This window comes from Crateriforma conspicua (assembly GCF_007752935.1).
Lineage (GTDB): Bacteria > Planctomycetota > Planctomycetia > Pirellulales > Pirellulaceae > Crateriforma > Crateriforma conspicua.
Genome location: NZ_CP036319.1, coordinates 4,534,564 through 4,554,868, shown reverse-complemented (window position 1 = coordinate 4,554,868; position 20,305 = coordinate 4,534,564). Strand labels below are relative to the sequence as shown.

General features: G+C 58.0%; 16 protein-coding genes and 1 tRNA gene. 8 read left to right on the top strand and 9 right to left on the bottom strand.

Translation table 11 applies throughout. The features are described 5' to 3' along the window. Positions 1 to 2: 2 nt before the first annotated feature. A complete protein-coding gene (locus Mal65_RS16635) occupies positions 3 to 1,451 on the bottom strand; it encodes a sulfatase family protein (RefSeq protein WP_145304991.1) in 1,449 nt (482 codons plus the stop codon). Between the two features lie 345 nt (positions 1,452 to 1,796). Between Mal65_RS16635 and Mal65_RS16630 the strand changes: the two genes are divergently transcribed. Further along, a complete protein-coding gene (locus Mal65_RS16630; protein ID WP_145299977.1) occupies positions 1,797 to 2,270 on the top strand; it encodes a DUF1579 domain-containing protein in 474 nt (157 codons plus the stop codon). A 625-nt stretch (positions 2,271 to 2,895) separates the two neighbouring features. Further along, positions 2,896 to 4,887: a DUF2075 domain-containing protein gene (locus Mal65_RS16625; protein WP_145299974.1), complete on the top strand. Its 1,992-nt coding sequence runs from the start codon at positions 2,896 to 2,898 to the stop codon at positions 4,885 to 4,887. Positions 4,888 to 4,897: 10 nt separating this feature from the next. Here Mal65_RS16625 and Mal65_RS16620 read toward each other — a convergent pair whose 3' ends face one another. The 4 genes from Mal65_RS16620 to rpsU all read right to left on the bottom strand — a co-directional run bounded on the left by Mal65_RS16620 (position 4,898) and on the right by rpsU (position 6,989). Next, complete coding sequence (locus tag Mal65_RS16620; RefSeq protein ID WP_145299971.1) at positions 4,898 to 5,176, bottom strand: hypothetical protein; 279 nt, start codon at positions 5,174 to 5,176, stop codon at positions 4,898 to 4,900. A 286-nt stretch (positions 5,177 to 5,462) separates the two neighbouring features. Continuing rightward, entirely contained in the window at positions 5,463 to 6,143 is a 681-nt protein-coding gene (locus Mal65_RS16615; protein ID WP_145299968.1) for a transposase, read from the bottom strand. A gap of 418 nt (positions 6,144 to 6,561) precedes the next feature. After that, a tRNA-Val gene (locus tag Mal65_RS16610) sits at positions 6,562 to 6,635 on the bottom strand. 159 nt (positions 6,636 to 6,794) lie between these two features. After that, entirely contained in the window at positions 6,795 to 6,989 is a 195-nt protein-coding gene (rpsU, locus tag Mal65_RS16605) for a 30S ribosomal protein S21 (RefSeq protein WP_145299965.1), read from the bottom strand. Between the two features lie 375 nt (positions 6,990 to 7,364). Here rpsU and Mal65_RS16600 point away from each other — a divergent pair, with 375 nt between their 5' ends. The 3 genes from Mal65_RS16600 to Mal65_RS16590 all read left to right on the top strand — a co-directional run bounded on the left by Mal65_RS16600 (position 7,365) and on the right by Mal65_RS16590 (position 10,331). Next, on the top strand, positions 7,365 to 7,751 hold the full coding sequence (locus Mal65_RS16600; protein WP_145299962.1) for a hypothetical protein: 387 nt from the start codon (positions 7,365 to 7,367) through the stop codon (positions 7,749 to 7,751). Between the two features lie 339 nt (positions 7,752 to 8,090). Then, positions 8,091 to 9,515 carry a class II fumarate hydratase gene (locus tag Mal65_RS16595; protein WP_145299959.1) on the top strand — a complete coding sequence of 475 codons (1,425 nt, stop codon included), beginning with the start codon at positions 8,091 to 8,093 and terminating at the stop codon, positions 9,513 to 9,515. 114 nt (positions 9,516 to 9,629) lie between these two features. Then, positions 9,630 to 10,331 (top strand): NAD-dependent deacylase, encoded by a 702-nt coding sequence (locus tag Mal65_RS16590; protein WP_145299956.1) that lies wholly within the window; start codon positions 9,630 to 9,632, stop codon positions 10,329 to 10,331. An 82-nt stretch (positions 10,332 to 10,413) separates the two neighbouring features. Here the strand turns inward: Mal65_RS16590 and lexA are convergent, their stop codons facing one another. Beyond that, positions 10,414 to 11,019, bottom strand: coding sequence for a transcriptional repressor LexA (lexA, locus tag Mal65_RS16585; RefSeq protein WP_231131160.1), 606 nt, complete (start codon positions 11,017 to 11,019; stop codon positions 10,414 to 10,416). A 267-nt stretch (positions 11,020 to 11,286) separates the two neighbouring features. On the opposite strand from lexA, the gene Mal65_RS16580 reads away from it, so the two are divergent. Next, the gene (locus Mal65_RS16580; RefSeq protein WP_145299953.1) at positions 11,287 to 12,879 is read left to right on the top strand and encodes an ABC transporter permease; all 1,593 of its coding nucleotides are present in this window, start codon (positions 11,287 to 11,289) and stop codon (positions 12,877 to 12,879) included. Positions 12,880 to 12,899: 20 nt separating this feature from the next. Here the strand turns inward: Mal65_RS16580 and Mal65_RS16575 are convergent, their stop codons facing one another. Beyond that, positions 12,900 to 15,392, bottom strand: coding sequence for a prolyl oligopeptidase family serine peptidase (locus Mal65_RS16575; RefSeq protein WP_145299950.1), 2,493 nt, complete (start codon positions 15,390 to 15,392; stop codon positions 12,900 to 12,902). A 22-nt stretch (positions 15,393 to 15,414) separates the two neighbouring features. Beyond that, a complete protein-coding gene (locus Mal65_RS16570; protein ID WP_145299947.1) occupies positions 15,415 to 15,954 on the bottom strand; it encodes a hypothetical protein in 540 nt (179 codons plus the stop codon). A gap of 260 nt (positions 15,955 to 16,214) precedes the next feature. Between Mal65_RS16570 and uvrA the strand changes: the two genes are divergently transcribed. Continuing rightward, positions 16,215 to 19,055: an excinuclease ABC subunit UvrA gene (uvrA, locus tag Mal65_RS16565; protein ID WP_174820221.1), complete on the top strand. Its 2,841-nt coding sequence runs from the start codon at positions 16,215 to 16,217 to the stop codon at positions 19,053 to 19,055. A gap of 56 nt (positions 19,056 to 19,111) precedes the next feature. Here uvrA and Mal65_RS16560 read toward each other — a convergent pair whose 3' ends face one another. Continuing rightward, the gene (locus Mal65_RS16560; protein ID WP_145299940.1) at positions 19,112 to 19,642 is read right to left on the bottom strand and encodes a hypothetical protein; all 531 of its coding nucleotides are present in this window, start codon (positions 19,640 to 19,642) and stop codon (positions 19,112 to 19,114) included. A 289-nt stretch (positions 19,643 to 19,931) separates the two neighbouring features. On the opposite strand from Mal65_RS16560, the gene Mal65_RS16555 reads away from it, so the two are divergent. Further along, positions 19,932 to 20,252, top strand: coding sequence for a hypothetical protein (locus Mal65_RS16555; protein ID WP_145299937.1), 321 nt, complete (start codon positions 19,932 to 19,934; stop codon positions 20,250 to 20,252). Positions 20,253 to 20,305 lie beyond the last annotated feature (53 nt).

Sequence of the window (20,305 nt, the reverse complement as noted above, 5' to 3'; positions counted from 1 at the left end):
GGCTACTTTTCCTTGTGCCACGGCTCCCGAGCATTCCGCGTGATTTCTTCGTCCGCCGCCATCATGCGATTCCGCAGACGCTGCACCACATCGGGCTTCGCATCGGCCAGATTGTTCTGTTCGCCGATGTCCTTGCTCAAATCAAACAGCATCACCTGAGCCGGCTTGGGGTTTTTTGCGTTCTTGTTCTGACGCGGCTTTTTAACCAGCAATTTCCACTGGCCCAGTCGAATGCCTTCCACGGCACCATGCGACGTGAAGTACACAAACTCATCACGCGGCGATTGATCGGCTGTACCCATCCAAAGTTCCGACACGTCCAGTCCGTCGATCTTCTTGTCCGCCGGCAAAGGTGTGCCGGTGATCGACGCGATGGTCGGCAGGACGTCGATTGTTCCAGTCAACGCGTCACAGACCGTACCAGCGGGAATCCCGGGACCACGCATCACGCATGGCACCCGCTGGCCGCCTTCGAACGTTGTGCCTTTGCCATCACGCAATGGTCCCGCCGATCCGCCGTGATGCTTGAACGTCAACCACGGACCGTTGTCGGTCGTGTAAATGACGTAAGTGTTTTCAGTCAGGTCCAACGTATCCAGCGTGTCCAGCAATCGGCCGACTTCGGAATCGATGTGTTCGATCACGTTGATGTAGGCGTTCAACGGGTCCGGGTCGCGAACGTCATCGGGGACATACAGCGGAATGTGCGGCATCGAGTGCGGCAGGTAAACGAAGAACGGCCCGTCGCGATGCTCGGTGATAAAGTCAATCGCCTTTTGCGTGTACCGCCGGGTGACCGTTCGCTGATCGACCGGCAATTCGACAATCTTGTCGTCTTCGTACAGAGGCGTGTTCCACTTGGTCAGCGTCGATTCGGGATCTTGCCACAAAATGTCCATCCCGTCGGGACCGCCCTTGGGTTTGCCTTTGTTGTCGGGATGGTTCATGTCGTTGGAGTACGGGATCCCAAAATAGGTGTCAAAGCCGTTGGAAATCGGCAACACCTCCGGATGATGTCCCAAATGCCATTTGCCAAAGCAGGCGGTGTCGTAACCCTGCCCCTTCAAGTGATCGGCGATCGTGTGTTCGTTCGGGTTCAAGCCCTTGGTCGATGCCGGAAACAAAACGTGTTGATGCATGCCGACACGCTTGGGATAGCACCCCGTCAGCAAAGCGGCGCGGGACGGGGTGCACACCGGTGAAGCGACCATGAAATTGGTGAACTTGCGACCGTCGGTGGCCAAGCGATCAATGTTCGGCGTGGCAATGGTCTGCGATCCGAAACAGCTGAGGTCACCGTAGCCTTGGTCGTCGGCAAAGATGATCACAAAGTTGGGCTTGGCGGCTGGTTCGTTACTGCCTTGATTGCTTTGGTTCGCGGCTTGGGCAATGACGCCAAGTGACGACACGACGGCAATCCAGCAGGCCAGGACCAGGGTTCGCGGCCGCATGACAGGGACTTGGGACTGATTCGAATACATGTTGATTGAAAGGCGGCGTTGGGGGGCGGTGCGAAGGTGGGAAGTGGGCCCGGTATCGCGCGAGTCCGATTAACAGGCCCATTTACGACACTCCACCGATCAGTTTACTTGCGTTCCGGACCCCTGTGGGCGACCCAGGCCCCGATGTGGCGACTGTCAACCGTCGCGGCTGGGCGAACGAAATTTCCGGTCGACACGCATTGGCTTCACCGCCGGCGATGCGAACTCGTTAAAACACGCTTTCATCGCTATCGATCCGAACGGTCCATACGTCGGCTGCTTCGTCAAACCATTGCCAGGAGGATTCCCGTCATCATGTCTTCGAATACATCCGAACCGCATCAGTGGCTGGAGCAATTGGTCGGGCAATGGACGTTCCATCACGAATGCATCAATCCCGATGGATCCAAGATGCAAGTCGACGGCCGCGTCGATTGTCGGATGCTGGGAAATTTGTGGCTGGTGTGTGAGTACAGCGGCGGTTCGGGTGAGGAGCAATGGTCATCGATCATGGCATTGGGCTATGACAACACAAAGTCGGCTTACGTTGGTTCTTTCGTCGCGTCCATGATGGACAATCTTTGGCTGTATCAGGGCGACCGCAACGAGGCGGGCAACGCGGTGGTTCTGCAGACAGAGGGCCCCAAGTTTGATGGTTCCGGCACGTGCCCGTACCGCGATACGATCAAAATCATTGACGCGGATTGCTGGCAGATGACCAGCGAAATGCAAGACGACGATGGCAACTGGATTTGTTTCATGAACGGCACCCAACAGCGGGACGGATGAGGCGGCCACAGATCTGCTCGAGGGGGTCAACGACGATGTGATCGTGTGCATGGGATCGTCCACGGTCCATTGTGAGGTCGTGGCCTTCGTCAAGAATGACGTGTCCTTGAGTCTGGTTCGACCGCGAAACCAAACAAGACGGAGCGTTGCACCGGAGCGGAGGCCGACTTGGCAGCGACGACGACGCTCCGAACAAAGCCTTCATCCAAATGCCGCTTGCACAACGCTGCGACCGCCACCGGCAGGCGGAAAGCGGCGGGCGCCGCGTCAATGCTCGCCGGGGGAATGCTATTCGCAGATGAAGTAGATCGCGTCGATTTAGCGGATATTCGCCGATTGGCCCCCGAACGATGGATCAAGGTCGTAATCGACGATCTACAGCCAAGTCGGATCAATCCAGCGGAACCGCGCGAAAGCGGATGTAACCGCTTGACGAAGCGAAGCGGACGACCGGAACAGACGATCGAAGCGGTGGCCTACCGATCGACGTGGACCCTCGAAAGACGTTGGCGAACCGACTCGCGGACAGCCTGCACCGGGCTCAAAAGCCCGCGATGCTCTTGAGCGATCTGCGTGACTGTTGCCGTCGCATTACTTTGCGAATCAACCTCGTTAAAATCTCGTCATGAAGCGTGCCTACTACTCTGATTCCGTCGCAAACTTTCTTACCGAGAATCGCAATACGATTCTGGGGCATCTGGTTAGCAACAGCGAATTCGCGGTCGAGAACACTCAACGTGATGCTTGGACGTATCAAATCAAGCTTCTGAAAGAGTGGCTGGTTGGATTGGGTGGCACGATCTACTTCGAGTATTCGATTCCGCGAATGGGAAAGCGAGTTGATGTGTTGCTGTTGATCGGCAATGCCATCTTCGTCGTCGAATTCAAGGTTGGCGATACTCAGCACTGGTCGGGGGCTATGAACCAAGTCACCGACTACGCACTCGACTTGAAGAACTTCCACGATGCCAGCCACGATCGTTTTGTCGTACCAATTCTGATCGCAACCGAAGCCAAAGCGTCGCCAGTGCGAATTGAACCAACGCCACATCGCGATGGTTTGTTGGCCACGGTACGGTCCAATGGAAACAATCTTGGAACAATCATTCGTGAAGTTCAAGAGTTCGTCGAATCAGCAGCAGCGGGTGATCGCACTCAGATCGAGTCGTCGAGTTGGGAAAACGGAAAATACCTTCCAACGCCAACGATCATCGAAGCCGCAATGGCTTTGTACAACGGGCATTCGGTCGCCGAGATTTCACGGAGCGATGCGAGCGGCGCCGAATTGCATCGCACCACGGACACAATTTCGACTGTCATTGAGAACGCCAGAGCGGGCCATTACAAGGCGATTTGCTTTGTGACAGGAGTACCAGGTGCTGGGAAAACACTCATCGGGTTGAACATCGCGACGCGTCATTTGGATGACCAAAACAACACCTACAGTGTTTTTCTGTCGGGCAACGGTCCCCTCGTCCAGATTCTTCAGGAAGCACTTGCTCGCGATAAGGTGGCACGTAAAAAGGCTGCAGGGCGTCGAGTCACCAAATCAGCGGCACGCAGTGAAGTGAAGACATTCATTCAAAATGTCCATCACTATCGCGATGAGTATTTGAAAGACAGCCGGGCACCGGCGGACCACGTTGCTTTGTTCGATGAAGCCCAGCGAGCTTGGGATTTGCAGCAGACCTCCAAGTTCATGCGGCAGAAGAAGAACCAGCCAAATTTTAACCAGTCAGAACCTGAGTTTCTGATCTCGTGTATCGACCGTCACAAAGACTGGGGAGTCATCGTCTGTCTCGTCGGTGGTGGCCAGGAAATCAACACCGGAGAGGCCGGGATCGCAGAATGGATCGAAGCACTGAATCGCTCATTCCCTGACTGGCACATACACATTTCCGATCGTTTAACCGACAGCGAGTACGGTGCGGGCGAGGTGCTGTCCAGTATCGAGTCTCGAGAGAACGTGCACTACGACTCAGGCCTGCACCTGTCCGTGTCCATGCGGTCATTTCGTGCAGAGAACGTATCGAGGCTGGTCAAAGAGATTCTGGATTTGGACGCCGATAGTGCCTCGCAAACCCTGCGGTCCATTCGTGAAAACTACTCAATCGTTTTGACTCGGGACTTGGCCAAAGCGAAGGCGTGGCTGCGTCAACAATCTCGCGGAAGCGAACGCTACGGCATCGTGGTGTCATCACAAGCGAACCGTCTCAAACCTTTGGCGATCGACGTTCGATTGCAACCCAACCCGATCCATTGGTTTCTTGCGGGACGCGAAGATGTCCGGTCTTCCTACTACCTGGAGGACGTTGCCACGGAATTTGACATCCAAGGCCTGGAACTCGACTGGGCCTGCGTGACGTGGGATGCGGATTTTCGCCATGCCGACGATGGCTGGGTCTACCGCTCGTTCCGAGGCAATAAGTGGCAGAAGATCAACAAAGCTGAGCGGCAATCGTATTTGAAAAATGCCTATCGAGTGCTTCTAACGCGAGCGAGGCAGGGAATGGTCGTCGTCGTCCCGGAAGGTGACACACAAGACCCAACCAGGGATCCTGCGTTTTATGACTCGACCTACGATTACCTGAGGTCGATCGGATTTTGCGAGATTTGACTTCGGTTAGTCAAATCCCCAGGTCACCGTCTTCGTGATCGCATGCGATGGCTAAGGCGGCTGCGTTTCTCAGAAAGAACCAGCCGTATTGCTTTGCCATCTTTGCAAGCGAGTGAGCCGCGTCCGGTGTCCATTCGTGATGGTCGATCAGCTTTGCCTCGATCAGCTCCCAATTCGGCTCTCGCGAGTCTGGAACCAAAGCTGCGTATTCTTCAACAAGGGGCGTTAGACAAGAAGGTGCAGGACCAAGCACATCGTTCGGATTGGGCTCTCTTCGGTTCGGTTCCATGATGGTCCTCGTTATTCTTCAGAGTTGTTCTTGCGCTAGATCAGCAACTCGCAATTGGTCAACGGGAACGAGCCACTCAGCATCTGCCCACCATATCGTTGAATAGTGGCGAGCCGCTGCGACTAGCTTCAGGTTTCGAGGCATCTTGAATTGCCCGTTGATCACGATCAATGTGTGTTTGAAACGGCAACAAAGAGTCCTGCCACGGTCGGCTCGGTGTGGAGCGTCGACCGCGTCTCCGACGCGGGGATCCCGGGATACCGACGTTGGAAACGTCGGCGACGGTTTAGAATGCTCGATCGGATCGGCGGTAGAGGAACTCGCCTTGGGTGAGCTTTGCTTTGGTCGGGTTGTCTTCGATGTAGTCGCGAAGGTACTCGAGCTGCTTCTCATTGCGGACGAGATGATCGAAGGGTTCGCTCTGCCAAAGATGACCTTGCCGACCGAGGTGGTCGTTGATTCGCCGCGCCGTGTATCGCATCCAAGACGTGCATTGCTTCCGCATGGCATTGGCATCACGGAACACCACCAGCAAGTGCACATGATTGGGCATGATGATGGTGTCGCCCAGCAAATAGCGATCTCCATCGAAAAATTTCAGGGCGTCGAGCACGATTTGAGCGGCGATGGGATCCCGCAAGGGACACTGGCCAAGACAGGAGTCGAGTGTGTCTTCGCGAAGACGTTTGAACTGTTTGTCGAAAGCTTTGCGACTGGCGTCGGGCAGACGATCGCGGTCGGCACGCCAATCATCGGTGGGGGCGGGCAAGATTCGGGCAATGAACTCGCACCGCAACTGATCCCATCGGGTGATGACCTTTTTGGGAATGGAGTCGATCAGTCGAAGTGTGATGAAGGTGATCGTGCCTGCTTGTGCCCAGTGCGGCCGAGCGTGCGTCGAGATTTCAATGTCCGCGTCGCGGTCAAGGACGTGGCCGATTTCTTCGAAATTCTCGGGATCGGTCATCAGTCACTTGTGTCCTCTTGGTCCGCGTCATCAGTCGCCCGTGTCTCCGACGCGGGAATCTGTATAGCGAATCTCTGTTGGGGAGGGGACCGACTTTGGAAAAGTCGGCGACTGTCTGCCTCGCGAGCCGACATGCGTTGGCGTTGGGGCGGTGGTCAGTCGCCCGTGTCTCCGACGCGGGAATCTGCATAGCGAATCTCCGTTTAGGGAGAGGACCGACTTTGGAAAAGTTGGCGACTGTCTGCCTCGCGAACCAACATGCGTTGGTTTTGGGGCGGTGGTCAGTCGCCCGCTTCAGTGCAGGGTTGTTTCCATCGTGGTGCCTGGCACAGGGAAACGGGAGAAGACAGCGTCGTTTGTTCAGTGAGAGAACCGACGGCGCATGAAAAAAGCCCGCTTGTTGCGGGCTTCCCTTAAATGGGCGATGAGGGACTCGAACCCCCGACATTCTCGGTGTAAACGAGACGCTCTAGCCAACTGAGCTAATCGCCCGATTCTTGTGGGATGCAACCGAATTTGCGAACGATCGGTCTGGAGGCACGGCCGGGAAAGGTCGGCTAAGTGAAGGGCCGAGGCTTTTCAATCGTTCGTCGATGGTGGGTAAATCGCGGTGTGCGGCCGCAATTGGAAACCGCAACTCAGTGGGCCAACTCAGCGGGCCAGCATGCGGGTACGGCGACTGCGACGCTCGGCACGAAGGCGGGCGCGGCGCTTGGTTTCACTCGGCTTTTCGTAGTATTCGCGACGGCGCATTTCTTTCTTAATGCCGCTTCGTTCGACCAATTTTCGGAAACGACGAACGGCTTCTTGAATCGTTTCGCGATCACGAACTACTAACTTGACCATTTTTTCTCCGTTAAAGCTGAGTGATATGCCATTTGGGTTGCCGCACCTCCTGTGATTGGAGATTCGTTTGGACGGACCTGTTACCGAGGATCGGCACTGGACCGGGAAGCCCCAAAGTGTAACGCGGTCCAACCCCCAGTGACAATCCGTATCGAGCCGGCCTTTTGGACATTTTGCCGACACGCACGACCCAACGAACAGGATTTCGCCAACCCGCATAGTTCGCCAAGACTCCCGGACAGGAATGACCGGACCGACAGTCAGTATCGGTTCAACCGGACGCCGATGGCAGTCACGGGGCGGCAACGCCGGCAACGCGCCGGCGTCGCTCCCCAGCACTTGCCCGCTTCGACGCTGCCGCCGAGTCCAATCAGTATGTCGGTTTCTGACTGTTCAAACGTTGATGTCACCGGTTCCGCATCCGCTGCCGTGGTCGCTGTGCCGGCGTCGCCGCAGACCGGACGCCCCGCATCCGAGGACGCCGACCCGAACGGTCCGGGCCATTTGCTGGCCGAACTGGAAGCCCGTCAGGATCAAGCCTTGGCCGAACTGGAAGCCTTGGAAAACCGGCTGATTGACGTCATGCGACGATTCGGAGCGACCCCGATCGAGGATGAAGAGGCGGCCCGAAAGTCAAAGTCGGCCGCCCCGCCCGCGGCAATCGACCATGAAACGGCTGGATCCAGCGAATCGGCCGAGTCTGGAGCCGAGCCAACCGTTGCTGAGGCGACTGCTGCCGAACCGCCGGCCAAGGCCGCCTAGGGATTTCAACCACGCCGCCCGGTTGCTGGGCGGCTGGCCGAGTCTGCGTCCTTCCCAAGCACACCCGTTGACGTGGGGCAGTCGATTTCTGAACTGGCCGGGTGTCCACGGACGTGTCGTTGCACCTCGGTGTCGGAAAAATCCTGTCGCCCGGATGGTCTTTTGTCGCACACCGGGCAATCCCCGCGACGCTTGGGCGGTTCCGGACGGGTGCCCCCTTGGGTAAACGTCCAATTTCCTTTTTATTTCCAGTCGAAACCGCGCCCCGCAGCATCGCTCGCGGCGCCGCCGGATCGTCACCGTCCCCCTTTCGACCAACCGGAAAAAGAACAGAAAGCCATGAGTGATTTTCGAACCGAACGTGATTCGATGGGCGAAGTCCGCGTTCCCGCCGACGCCTATTACGGTGCCCAGACCCAGCGTGCCGTCGAGAACTTTCCCATCAGCGGTTGGCGTTTGCCGCCGGCGATGATCCAGGCGATGGGATGGGTGAAATATGCCTGCGGCGTCGCCAATCGCGATCTGGGCAAGTTGACCGGAACCGGAAAGAACCCGCTGGCCGACGACCAGGTCGACGCGATGTTGAAGGCGGCCGAAGAAGTCGCCGGCGGTGGACTGCCCGATCAGTTCCCGGTCGACGTTTTCCAGACCGGCAGCGGCACCAGCAGCAACATGAACGTGAACGAGGTGATCAGCAATCGAGCGATCGAGATCGCCGGCGGCGATCGGTTGCAGGCGGAGAAGCCGATTCACCCCAATGATCACGTCAACATGGGGCAAAGTACCAATGACACGTTCCCGACGGCGATCCACGTCGCGACCGGGTACCAGATTCACAATGTGCTGATCCCAGCACTAACGAAGATGGCGGATGACTTGAAGGCCAAGGCCCAGCAATGGGATAAGATCATCAAGATCGGTCGGACGCACTTGATGGACGCCACGCCGCTTCGCTTGGGTCAAGAATTCGGTGGTTTCGCACGCCAGTTGGAACTGTCGGTCCGCCGCGCCGAACAGGCCCGCGACGCCGTGTTGGAATTGCCGGTCGGCGGCACCGCGGTCGGCAGCGGGATCAACACCCATCCGGAATTCGGCGGACGCGTTGCCAAGGTCTTGGCGGAAAAGACCGGCGTTCCGTTTGTGGAAGCGGAAAACCACTTCGAAGCGAACGCCCAGCGCGACGCTTTGGTCCAAGCCCACGGCAATTTGAAGTGCATCGCCCAGACTCTTTTCAACGTCGCCAACAACATTCGTTGGTTGGGCAGCGGCCCGCGTTGTGGGTTCTATGAAGTCGCCTTGCCGTCACGACAACCGGGCAGCAGCATCATGCCCGGCAAGGTCAATCCGGTGATGTGCGAATCGATGATGCAGCTGTGTGCCCGCGTCATGGGAAATGACACCTGCATGACGGTCTCCGGTGCATCCGGTGGCAATTTCCAGTTGAACATCATGATGCCCGTGCTGGCGCACACCGTCCTGGAATCGATCCAGTTGCTGACCGGCGGTACGGACGCGTTCGTCGAATTCTGCTTGAACGGAATGGAAGCGAACGAGGAACAGTGTGAAAAAGCCGTTGAACAGAGTCTGTCGATGTGCACGTCGCTGAACCCGTTGATCGGATACGACAAGGCCGCCAAGTTGGCCAAGCAAGCGTTCGCCGAAGGTCGCACGATTCGCGAACTGTGTCAGGCCGATGGCATCTTGCCGGAAGCCGAACTGACCGAAGCGCTTGATCCTTGGAAGATGACCGAACCGCAGGTCTGATCGAACGGGCCCGAGTTTGACCCCGCCCGGCGCGTCGCTTGTCGAAGTGCCGCCGGGCATCCGCACCACTGCATCCATTGATCGACTGCATCCTTTGAGCGACGGGCCGATTCGATGAACGTTCTCATTTTGACCGGTGCCGGGATTTCCGCGGAATCGGGTATCCCCACGTTTCGTGGTGCCGATGGTTTGTGGGAAGGCCATCGGGTCGAACAAGTGGCGTCGCCGGAGGGCTTTGATGCCGATCCCGTGTTGGTGCATCGGTTCTACAACTTGCGGCGACGCAAACTACAGGACCCGTTGATCCAGCCCAACGCGGCGCATGTTGCGCTTGCGGACTTCGAACGTGGCCATGATTCGGGTGATTTCTTGTTGGTGACCCAGAACATCGACAACCTGCACCAACGGGCCGGCAGCAAGCGGGTGTTGCCGATGCACGGCGAACTGATGAAGGTCCGATGCATCGACACCGGTGAACTGTTCGACTGGACGGAAGACCTTTCGCTTGAAACCCCGCACCCGGCTGACCCGGAAAATGCGAAACTGCGTGGGCGATTGCGCCCACACGTCGTTTGGTTTGGCGAGGTTCCGTTGGGATTGGAATCGATCGAACGGGCGGCCCGGAAAGCCGACGTGTTTCTGGCCATCGGCACGTCGGGGCTGGTCTATCCCGCGGCGGGCATCGTCAGTCAGACGCCCGTTCATTGTCGCCGAATCGAAATCAATTTGGACGACACGCCGGCCAGTGGTGCGTTTGATGAAACGATTCGCGGCCGGGCTTCGGAAGAAGTGCCGCGAGTGCTGGCATCTTTGTAGACGCGGTCGGTCATCGGTCCTGACCCGGCCGAACCGCGTCGGCCGTGCGTGCGGATGCCGCAGATCAGAATGATGCGGCTGATCAGACTCGGGTGCGGACCACGCCGACGGCGATACCCAGGATCTTGGCTTCGCGGACGAAGATCGGGTCCATGTTGTCGTTGGCCGGTTGCAATCGGATCCGATCGCCTTCGGGATACCAATACTTCAACGTCGCTTCGCCGTCGGGGGTCTGCGCGACGACCATTTGGCCGGGCTGAGCGTTTTCTTGACGCTGGATGACCACGTAGTCGCCGTCGGCGATGTGGGCGTTGACCATGCTGTCGCCGCTGACCTGCAACATGAATCGATCGTTGCTGAACAACAACTGTCCCACATCGACCCGTTCGTTCTGCTCAAATGCAAGAGTCGTCGGGCCGGCCGCGACGACGCCGACCATCGGCAACGCGTGGCCGCTGCGGTCCGCCGGCGATGTCAATTCGATAGCACGAGACTTGTTGGGACTGCGAGTGATCAGACCTTTGCGTTCAAGAGCACGCAGGTGGCACATCACCCCGTTGGGGCTTTTGATGCCGAAGTGTTCACCGATTTCTCGGACCGTCGGGCCGTAGCCCCGCTCGATGATCAGTCCGCGAATCATGTCGTAAACGTTCTGCTGACGCTCGGTCAACTGTGCCGTGGTCGTCACTCGGATACCTCCTAAACCTTTGCGAGAATGGCGTCGCCAACGAATCGCCGACCGTGGATGGGGGCGCAAATGACCGTTGAGATCATTTTGATAATGCACATATTAGCATTACTTGCACAGGCGTCCATACCAATTGCCCGTGACGGCTGATTGGCGAAGTCTGGTCAACCGTCTACCTGGTTGTTTGTATGATATCGATCTTACGACGGTCGATGGGGGTGATCACCCCAAAATGATGGCAAATGTTCGGTGAAGAAAAGGAAAACCATGGCTTCCCCTGCGTTGACCGGGCCGTCGGATTCGACTCCGCCGTGGCTGCGAAAAATCGACGATTGGTGTTTGCGGATCGGCGACTGGATCAATCCGATTCTGGTCAAGGAGACTCGCCAGGCCCTGAAGAGTCGGCAATTTCTGGTGACGTTTTCCTTGTTGCTGATCGCCGCACTCGGCTGGACGATCGTCGGCAGCATGATGCGGATGCCCCAGATCTACACCACGCCGACCGCGTCCTTCATGCTGGTTGGTTACTACGTGGTGCTGGCCGTCCCGATGCTGTTGGTCGTTCCGCTGGCAGCGTATCGAAGTTTGGAGGCGGAGTTGGACGACGGCACGTTGGAACTGTTGTCGATATCGACGCTTAGCCCCTGGCAAATCGTGCTGGGCAAATTGGCCAGCGGCACGCTGCAGATGACCCTGTATTTCGTCGCGTTGTTGCCCTGCTTTGCATTCGCCTACACGTTGCGAGGTATTGATTTGCCCACGCTATTGCTGGTGATGGCGTTCTTGTTTCTGTGTGGTCTGTTGCTGACCACCGCGGCGTTGACGTTTGCCCCCCAGTCGCGATCGCGTAATGCCCGCGTGGTCACGCTGTTGTTGGTCTTGTCGATGTTATTGCTGGGTGAATACGTCATCGGTGCCGCCTGCATCACGATGATCTGGTTTGGCATTCCGTTCCCTACCACCTTGATTGTGTTCGCGGTCGTGTCGGCTTTGTTGCTTTCGTTTGCGATTGGCAACCTGTTGGTGACCACGACGGCAATGATGCTGACGCCGGAAAGCGAAAACCGGTCGACGCGTTTGCGATTGTCGTTGTTGTTGTTGACCGTGATCGCGATCGGGCTGAACGTTTTTGGTGTCCAAGTGTTTGCCGAAGAGGGGCTGGTGCTTGCGTTTCCGACCGCGATTTTCTTGACCATTTTGTGGTTGGTCAGCGGATCGATGATGGCTGCGGAATCACCGGCGATGACGCCGCGGATTCGGCGTGAATTGCCGGAAACGTTCGCCGGTCGCGCGGTGGGCACATTCTTGACGCCGGGGCCCGCCGCTGGATTGATCTTCGGCGTGGTCGGTTTGGTCAGTGTGTTGGTGGTTTCTTTGGAAGTATTGCGTCTGTACCGCAATCAGCCGAACAGTACGATGCCGTCCGGCTTCTTTGACCAGGCAACCAATTTTGTGACCATGCTTGGTGCTTATGCGGTGATCTTTTTGGTCGCCACGCGTTGGTTGGTCGCTTTCGTGCGTCGGTTTCATCACGTCCGTGTCGAATTCGGCATCGCCGCTTTCATCGTGGTGGCGGTGTTTGCCGCGGTCATTCCCTATTCGATCGGTCTCTATTTGGCCGATGGGCGTGATTTTCGTTACAGCACTTGGCAAATATCCAATTGGGCTTGGACGTTGTCGTTGGACGTGAACCAAGTGCCGGTGTGGGTGCCATTCCTGTTAACCGGGACGGCCGTGATAGGGCTGTTGTCCAGCCTGCTGATCTCGTCAACGATCACGCTGCCACGAAAAACGCTGGTGCCAAAACGCGTGATCGACGAACAGCAGCGGACGTCCAAACAGCCGGTTTCCGCAAGCTGAGACTTCGCCGAATCTTTGGATCAGTCGGTGTCCGGTTCGTTGTTCCGGTCGTCGGAGTCCCAGCGTGGTTGGCGGCCCTGAAGTTTGCGGACAAAGAAATCGGCTTGCCGACGTGCCGCATACGGATGTCCGGCCGCACCGTGACCGACACCGGGCATGACCAACAGTTCAAAGTCTTTGTCGGCACGGACCAACGCATCGACCACTTGCATCGTGCTGATCGGATCCACGTTGCGATCCAGTTCACCGACGATCAGCATCAGATCGCCCCGCAATTGATGTGCACAAGTGACGTTGGATTGTTCCTTGTAATGGGGACCGATCGGCCAGCCCATCCATTGTTCGTTCCACCAGATCTTGTCCACGCGATTGTCGTGACAACCACAGTCGGCGACGGCTGCTTGATAGAAGTCACCGTGTGCCAACAGCGCGCGAAGTGCGCTTTGTCCGCCGGCCGAACCGCCCCAGATGCCGACGCGGCGGAGGTCCATCTCGGGGCGTGTTTCCGCGGCCGCTTTCATCCAAGCGATGCGATCGGGGAACCCGCTGTCGCCCAGGTTCTTCCAACACACGTCGTGAAAGGCTTTGCTGCGGTGGTTGGTGCCCATGCCATCGATTTGGACGACGATGAACCCCAGTTCCGCCATTTTGTACAACCGCGAATGCGTGCCGAATGACTTGGGGACAAATGAACCGTGGGGGCCGGCATAGATGTATTCCAAGACCGGGTATTTCCGCCGCGGATCAAAGCCGGTCGGACGGACAATGATTCCATGGATGTCGGTTTGGCCGTCGCGGCCTTTGGCGACAAAACGTTCCGGGACACGCCATCCGGTTTCCAACAGCGCGCGTATGTCGGCCGTTTCCAGTTCACAGATACTTTTGCCCGTTTCCGCATCGCGCAGCACCGATCGGTTCGGCAGGTCCACGCGGCTGTATTGATCAATCAGATAGCGTCCATTCGGGCTGAAGTCCCAGCGGTGATTGCCGTCGCCCCCGGTAAGAATGGTCGCGTTGTTGCCGTCGAAGTCGACCGCCAACAAATGTACGTGATAGGGATCTTCGCCCGGATGGATGCCGCTGACTTTCACCCAAAGTCGGCGTTTCTCCGCATCCACCTTTTCCACGCCGCGAACCACAAATTGGCCGTCCAGCCCAAGGCATCCGTGCGTGATGTCGGACATCTTGCCGGACTTCTGATCGACCAGATACAGATGATTCCAGCCGCTGCGTTCGCTCATCCAGATCGCTTCATCGCTTCCGTGCAAGCGACGCAGATAATTCTTGCTGGAATAGCAGATGAACGTATCACTGGTTTCATCGATCAGCGTTGACGTCGACCCGTCATCCGCATTCACCCTGACCAGACGCAACACCTGATGCCCGCGTTGGTTGTACAGGAAGCTGAAGCCCGACGAATCGGGATCCCACTGGAAATCGGACAACTGATAAGGATTCGGAAACCGCGTGTTGTCGATCTCGAAACGTCGTGAACCATCGGCGGAAAACAGAATCAATGTGCGAACGTCTAAATCGTCACCCGGTTTGGCGTAATCAAGAGTGAGCAGTTTGCCGTGATGGCTGTCGTCCGGTGAAGAATCGATCAGATGGATTTTGCGTCGTGTTCCCGGTCGTGTTTTCATCACGACGAAGTGTTTCGAATCGGGCGACCAATGAACTTTGCCGCCATAACTGTGCGGTTGCGATCCGTCCGCGGTGGTCCAATTTTTGGCTGCGTCGTCACGGTGGGTCAGGTGAAGGTTGTGGTCGTCGATACGAATTTCCCACGCTTCGTCGGGCGATTTCTGCAATCGTGATTCATCGCGTCGGCGTCTGGGCTGGGCAGACGCGGGGCGTGGGGTGTCCGCATCGATTACGGCGATGCCCGGTGTCGTGTCGGCAACAAAGCATGCAATCGCCTTGCCGTCGGCGTTCCGCAAGACCCACGCGTGTCCGTCGTAGGTGGACCACTGTCGTGACGCGCCGGCTTTGACGTCACCGTAATACCGCTCGGTGCCGTCGCCGCTGCGGTAATGGACTTTCAAATCCTGGTCGGTGCGGTTGTCAAATTCGATACTGGTGGGCGAACCACGATAATGGCTTGACGCGATGGTTCGACGGGGTTTCAGCCCAAAAATCGAATCGATGTCCACGTCTTCGGCATCGCCGGCGATGGCATCGCGGAGTTGGTCGCGGTCATAGTCGGACGACTTTTTCCCGGTCGCGGCGTTGACCACCACAAACCGTTCGCCCTGGTCGCGGGTCCGCACGCGGTACCAAAACAGGTCGTCGTTGATCCAATGAGCCGAAACGTCATTGCGAAAGACCTTGCCGGCGACGGTGCGATCCAGCGTTTCCCATCGCTGGTAGTCGCTGCGGCTGCCCTGGCCGAAACTTGGCCCCGCGGTGCCGATCCACGCGACAAGAACGCAAAGCCAAATCACGCGCGACCGATGCGTTGACAACAACCGCGATGCGGACGGTACGGAGCTTTGATTGGTACGGTCACGCATGAGGTTGGGGCTCGCGAAAACGTCATTCGTGGTCGATGGCGGCACCTGTTTCGGGATCGAACAACGTTTCGGTCACGCCGCGGGCACCGCTGGGCAGACGGCCGGTCACCGTGACATCGGTGATCGGATAGCGTCCCGGAACGAAACGCTGGTTGCTTTTGGTGGCAAAGATGTTTTGCGGCACGACCAGCGTGTCGCCCTGCGACAGTGGTGCGTCTTGGTACAGGAAATACTGTCCGTTTAAATCGACCGTCAGGTTGGGGATATCCTGATCCGACTGGTTTTCGATCACAACCACTTCGGTCAAAAACGCACCGCCGCCGCCCACGGCGGGAACCGCGCGACGGTCCAGTTGGACGTCGACATCCAGCGTGTGCTGTGCCGCCCGGCCGAACAAAACGGCGTACAGGCTGAGCCCACAAAGCGGCAACAGGCAGGTCATCAACAACGCAATCGACAGACCGCGACTGGACAGCCGTGGCGTCGGCGCTAGGCGGTCGGTGCGGACACCGGCGGGGGTGTCGGCATCGGATGATGAAACGCGGGGTTCGCTGGTGCTCATGCGATGGGCTCGTGGTACACGCCGGCCGGGGGGCAACGGCAAAAGGGATCGAGTGGGCGATCGGTGGTTCGTTTCAGCGGGATGGTTCACCGCGGGATCGCGGCCGGTCAGGTCGACCATTGTTGACCCGAAACAATGCCGCCACAATTGCGGACCTTTGCCGGTCGGCGAACAATCGCCACCGATGGCCGCAAGAAATGTCTTTTTGACGCGAACGATCGACGACACGGGAAATTCGTTTGGCTGGATCTGTCATCGGGGTGCGGGGATGCCGCGTTCACAACCTGAAGAATATCGATGTGGACATTCCGCACGGTGCGCTGGTGGCCGTGTGTGGGCTGTCGGGCAGCGGGAAGACGTCGCTGGCCCTGGACACTTTGTATGCCGAAGGCCAGCGGTGTTACATCGAAAGTTTTTCCGCATACGCGCGGCAGTATCTGGAACGTTTGGACAAGCCCGACTGTGATCAAATCACCGGTATCCCACCGGCTTTGGCGGTCACACGCAAAGGCACCACCAAGACGAACCGCAGCACCGTCGCCACCGCCACCGACATTGCCGATCACTTGCGGTTGTTGTTCGCCAAGGCCGCCGATCTGATTTGCCCGTCCTGTGGCAAGCCGGTGGTGGCCGACGATCCGGAAACGGTAGCCGCGCAAATGCGGTCGCTGGGCGATTCGACTCGTTCGGTGATCGGGTTCCCGGTGCATCTACCCAATCGCAAGGACGCATCGGAGATCCTGTTGGGATTGCAGCAGGAAGGTTATGTCCGGCTGATCATCGGAGGCCAGACGTTCCGGCTGTCTGACGAAGACCGACGTCCGATGGCGGCCAAAGTGGGGCGTGGTGGAACCGAAGCGATCGTGGTGGTCGACCGTGTTTCCGGCCGTGATGATCTCAGCCGGCTGACCGAATCGCTGGAAACCGCGATGACCGAAGGCTATGGCAAAGCCGTCGTGTTGGCGCAAACGCCGGATGATTTCAACGCCGAACCCTGGTCCGCATCGGTGATGGAAGTGGACGGGCGGTCGTTTCAACGGCGAGTGATCAGCCGGTCGCGACGCTGCGAATCCTGTGACATTGATTTTCCTGATCCCGTACCACGGTTGTTCAATTTCAATCATCCGCTGGGGGCCTGCCCGACCTGCGAAGGCTTCGGCGATGTCGTCGACGTGGATATGGACTTGGTGGTCCCGGATCGTGACAAGTCGATCGCCGAAGGCGCGATCGCACCGTGGAATACGCCGTCTTATCGTCACGAGTTGGATGAGCTGTTGGCTTTGGCCGACGACTATGACATCCCGGTGGATGTTCCGTTCAAAAAGCTGAAGAAGAAGCATCTGAAGTGGATCATCGGCGGTGTACCCGAACGCGACTTTGGCGGGCTGGACGGATTCTTTGCTTGGTTGGATCGCAAAAAGTACAAAATGCACATCCGCATTTTTGCTTCACGCTATCGCAGCTATCGGACCTGTCCGGATTGTCACGGGAAACGGCTGCGCGACGAAGTGTTGGCTTACCGAATCGGTGACCAATCAATTGCCGATGTGATGGCCATGTCGGCATCGCATGTCGGTGATTTCTTGAACGCAATGCAATGGCAAGGAACCAAACAAGACATTGCATCGGAGCCGGTGCATCAGATCACCCGCCGCTTGCAGTTCTTGGACTCGGTGGGTCTGGGCTACTTGCAGTTGGACCGGACGCTGCGGACTTTATCCGGAGGCGAAACTCAGCGGGTGGCGTTGACCGGCGCGTTGGGCAGCGACCTGATCAACATGCTGTATGTTCTGGACGAACCGACCGCGGGGTTGCATCCGGCCGACGTGGACCAATTGGTCGAATCCATCGTCCGGTTGCAGAATCGCGGCAACACCGTGGTCGTCGTTGAACACGATGAAACGCTGATACGTTTGGCCGATCGCGTGATCGAAATCGGTCCGGAAGCGGGCGTCGGCGGTGGCGAAGTCGTCTTTGACGGGACCCCCAAACAACTGCTGCGCAGCCGTCAATCGATCACCGCGGGATATCTGCGTCGCGAATCCGGCAGGACGTTGACGCACCGCACACCGCGAAAACCGACCGGATGGATCCAAATCCGCGGTGCCGATGGACACAACTTGCAATCCATCGATGTCGACATTCCGCGGGGCGTGATGTGTCTGGTCACCGGTGTTTCGGGCAGCGGCAAAAGTTCGCTGGTGCACGACACGTTGTATCCGGCAGTGTGCGCGGCCTTGGGGACACGAGCGGTCGATCGATCCGGTGATGTCTTGCCGTTGGAATCGATCGGGGGCTTGGTCGGGCTGAATGATTGTCTGTTGGTCGATCAGTCACCGATCAGCCGCAGCGCCCGCAGTTGTCCGGTGACCTTTGTCAAAGCGTTTGATCCGATTCGCAAGGTCTTTGCGGAAACCGTCCAAGCCAAAACGATGAACCTGACCCCGGGGCACTTCAGCTTCAACAGCAGCAAAGGCCAATGCCCACGCTGTGAAGGTGCGGGCGTCTTAGAAGTCGACATGCAGTTCTTGGCGGACGTCAGCATGCAGTGTCCCGAATGCCGCGGGACACGATTCCGTCCCGAGATTCTGCAGGCCCATTATCGCGATCGCAGCATCGCCGATGTGTTGGCGATGACGGTCAACCAGGCGTACCACTTTTTTCGCGGACACGCCAAAGTCCAATCGCGTTTGAAACGCATGATCGACGTCGGGTTGGACTATGTCACGCTTGGCCAAGGGGCGACGACGCTTTCCAGTGGCGAAGGTCAGCGGTTGAAGCTGGCCGCGTTTTTGGCCAGCCAGACGAAACGCAAGACGTTGTTCATCATGGACGAACCGACCACCGGATTGCATTTTGCGGACATCGTCCGGTTGGTGGACTGTTTTGACGCCTTGATCGCCGACGGACATTCGATGATCGTCGTCGAACACCATCCGCTGATGATGCGGGCGGCCGACTATCTGATCGATTTGGGGCCGGGCGCGGCGGAAAACGGTGGCCAAGTGGTTGCCACCGGGACACCGGAACAAATCATGGCCGACGGCCGGGGCGCGACGGCGGATTGTTTGCGTCGCTGGGCTGATGCCCAACCGGACTAGCCCGATTCAGGCGGGACCGTCGTTTTCTGGCGTCCCGCCAACCAGGATCGAATCGGTCAGTGCAGACGCGGGAACTCCAGCGGCTTCATCGTGACGTCGATGTCTTCCAGTTTCAGTTCTTCCAAGTCGGGCTTGGGTGCAGCGTCGACATCCGGGCTGTCCCCGTTGCTTGGCGGGGCGTCACCTTGCGATCCGTTGTCGATATCGCCGGATGATCCATCGCCGCCGGATTCGGGTTCGGCAAAAGATTGCTGTCGACGTCGTTCCAGTTCGGCGGCCGACGGCGGGTCCGATTTGCTGGCCAGGCTGGCACCACGAACGCCCGCAGGATCGAACAGGCTGCCCACCCGCCCGCTGTCGCGTTGTGTTCGTTCCCAGATGCCGCCGTATGCCGAGTAGTCTTCCATTTCACAGGTCGAACACAGTCTGCATCCCGTCAGGGTGGTCGCGGCCAAGGCAATCGCCAGCCACTTTGCACGGCGGACCGCACGCGGCGGCGTTGCTGTGGTGATGCCGCGTGATGGGCCCTGTGCCGGTCGGGGACGACGGATGATCGTTGGAATCGGTCGATCTGGTCGGGTGAACATGGCGGTCGACGGAGGCGTTTGGGGGAGGTGCCGAATTCGGGTGCGTGATGCTCGGAACGGGCCGGCAACGCGGTGCATCGGCGGCTTGTCGGGTTTGATCGACCGCCGTGGTGCCGTCGCCTGAGTCAAACTGTGACGATTGCGTCGAATTTGACGGATGAAGCGATCTTGAGGAAATTCCGGAAAATTTTGCAAAATCACTCAAGTCGATGTTTCGCCGATCCGGGGGGACTTGCGACAACGCCTTTGGCTTATCTTCTGTTCATGTCGCGAAAAAGGATTTTCGCCCATGCTGTTCGAAACGGTCTGCGGATCACTGTCGTTGGCAACCAATTTATTGCTGGATTCCACGTTGATGGCGTCAGTGCTTAGCACGATGGCGATGCCTGTGATCGGGGTTTCCACGCTGTTGAGTGCGAAATTGGCCAGCGGAGAGTCGTTGGCAAAGGCACAACGGCGGTTTTTCGCCTGCCTGTTGGTGATTACGATCGTCACCCTCCGAACGGTCATCGTTTGCGACGACGCATGGATTTTTCACATGAGCACGCTGGCGTTGATGATCGTGGGGGCCCTGATCATTCCGGACCATGACGCGTCGGTGGCCGTTTGATTTTGGTCTTTAATTGTCCTCACTGATCCGACGCGTTTTTCGGCGTCCGCTTC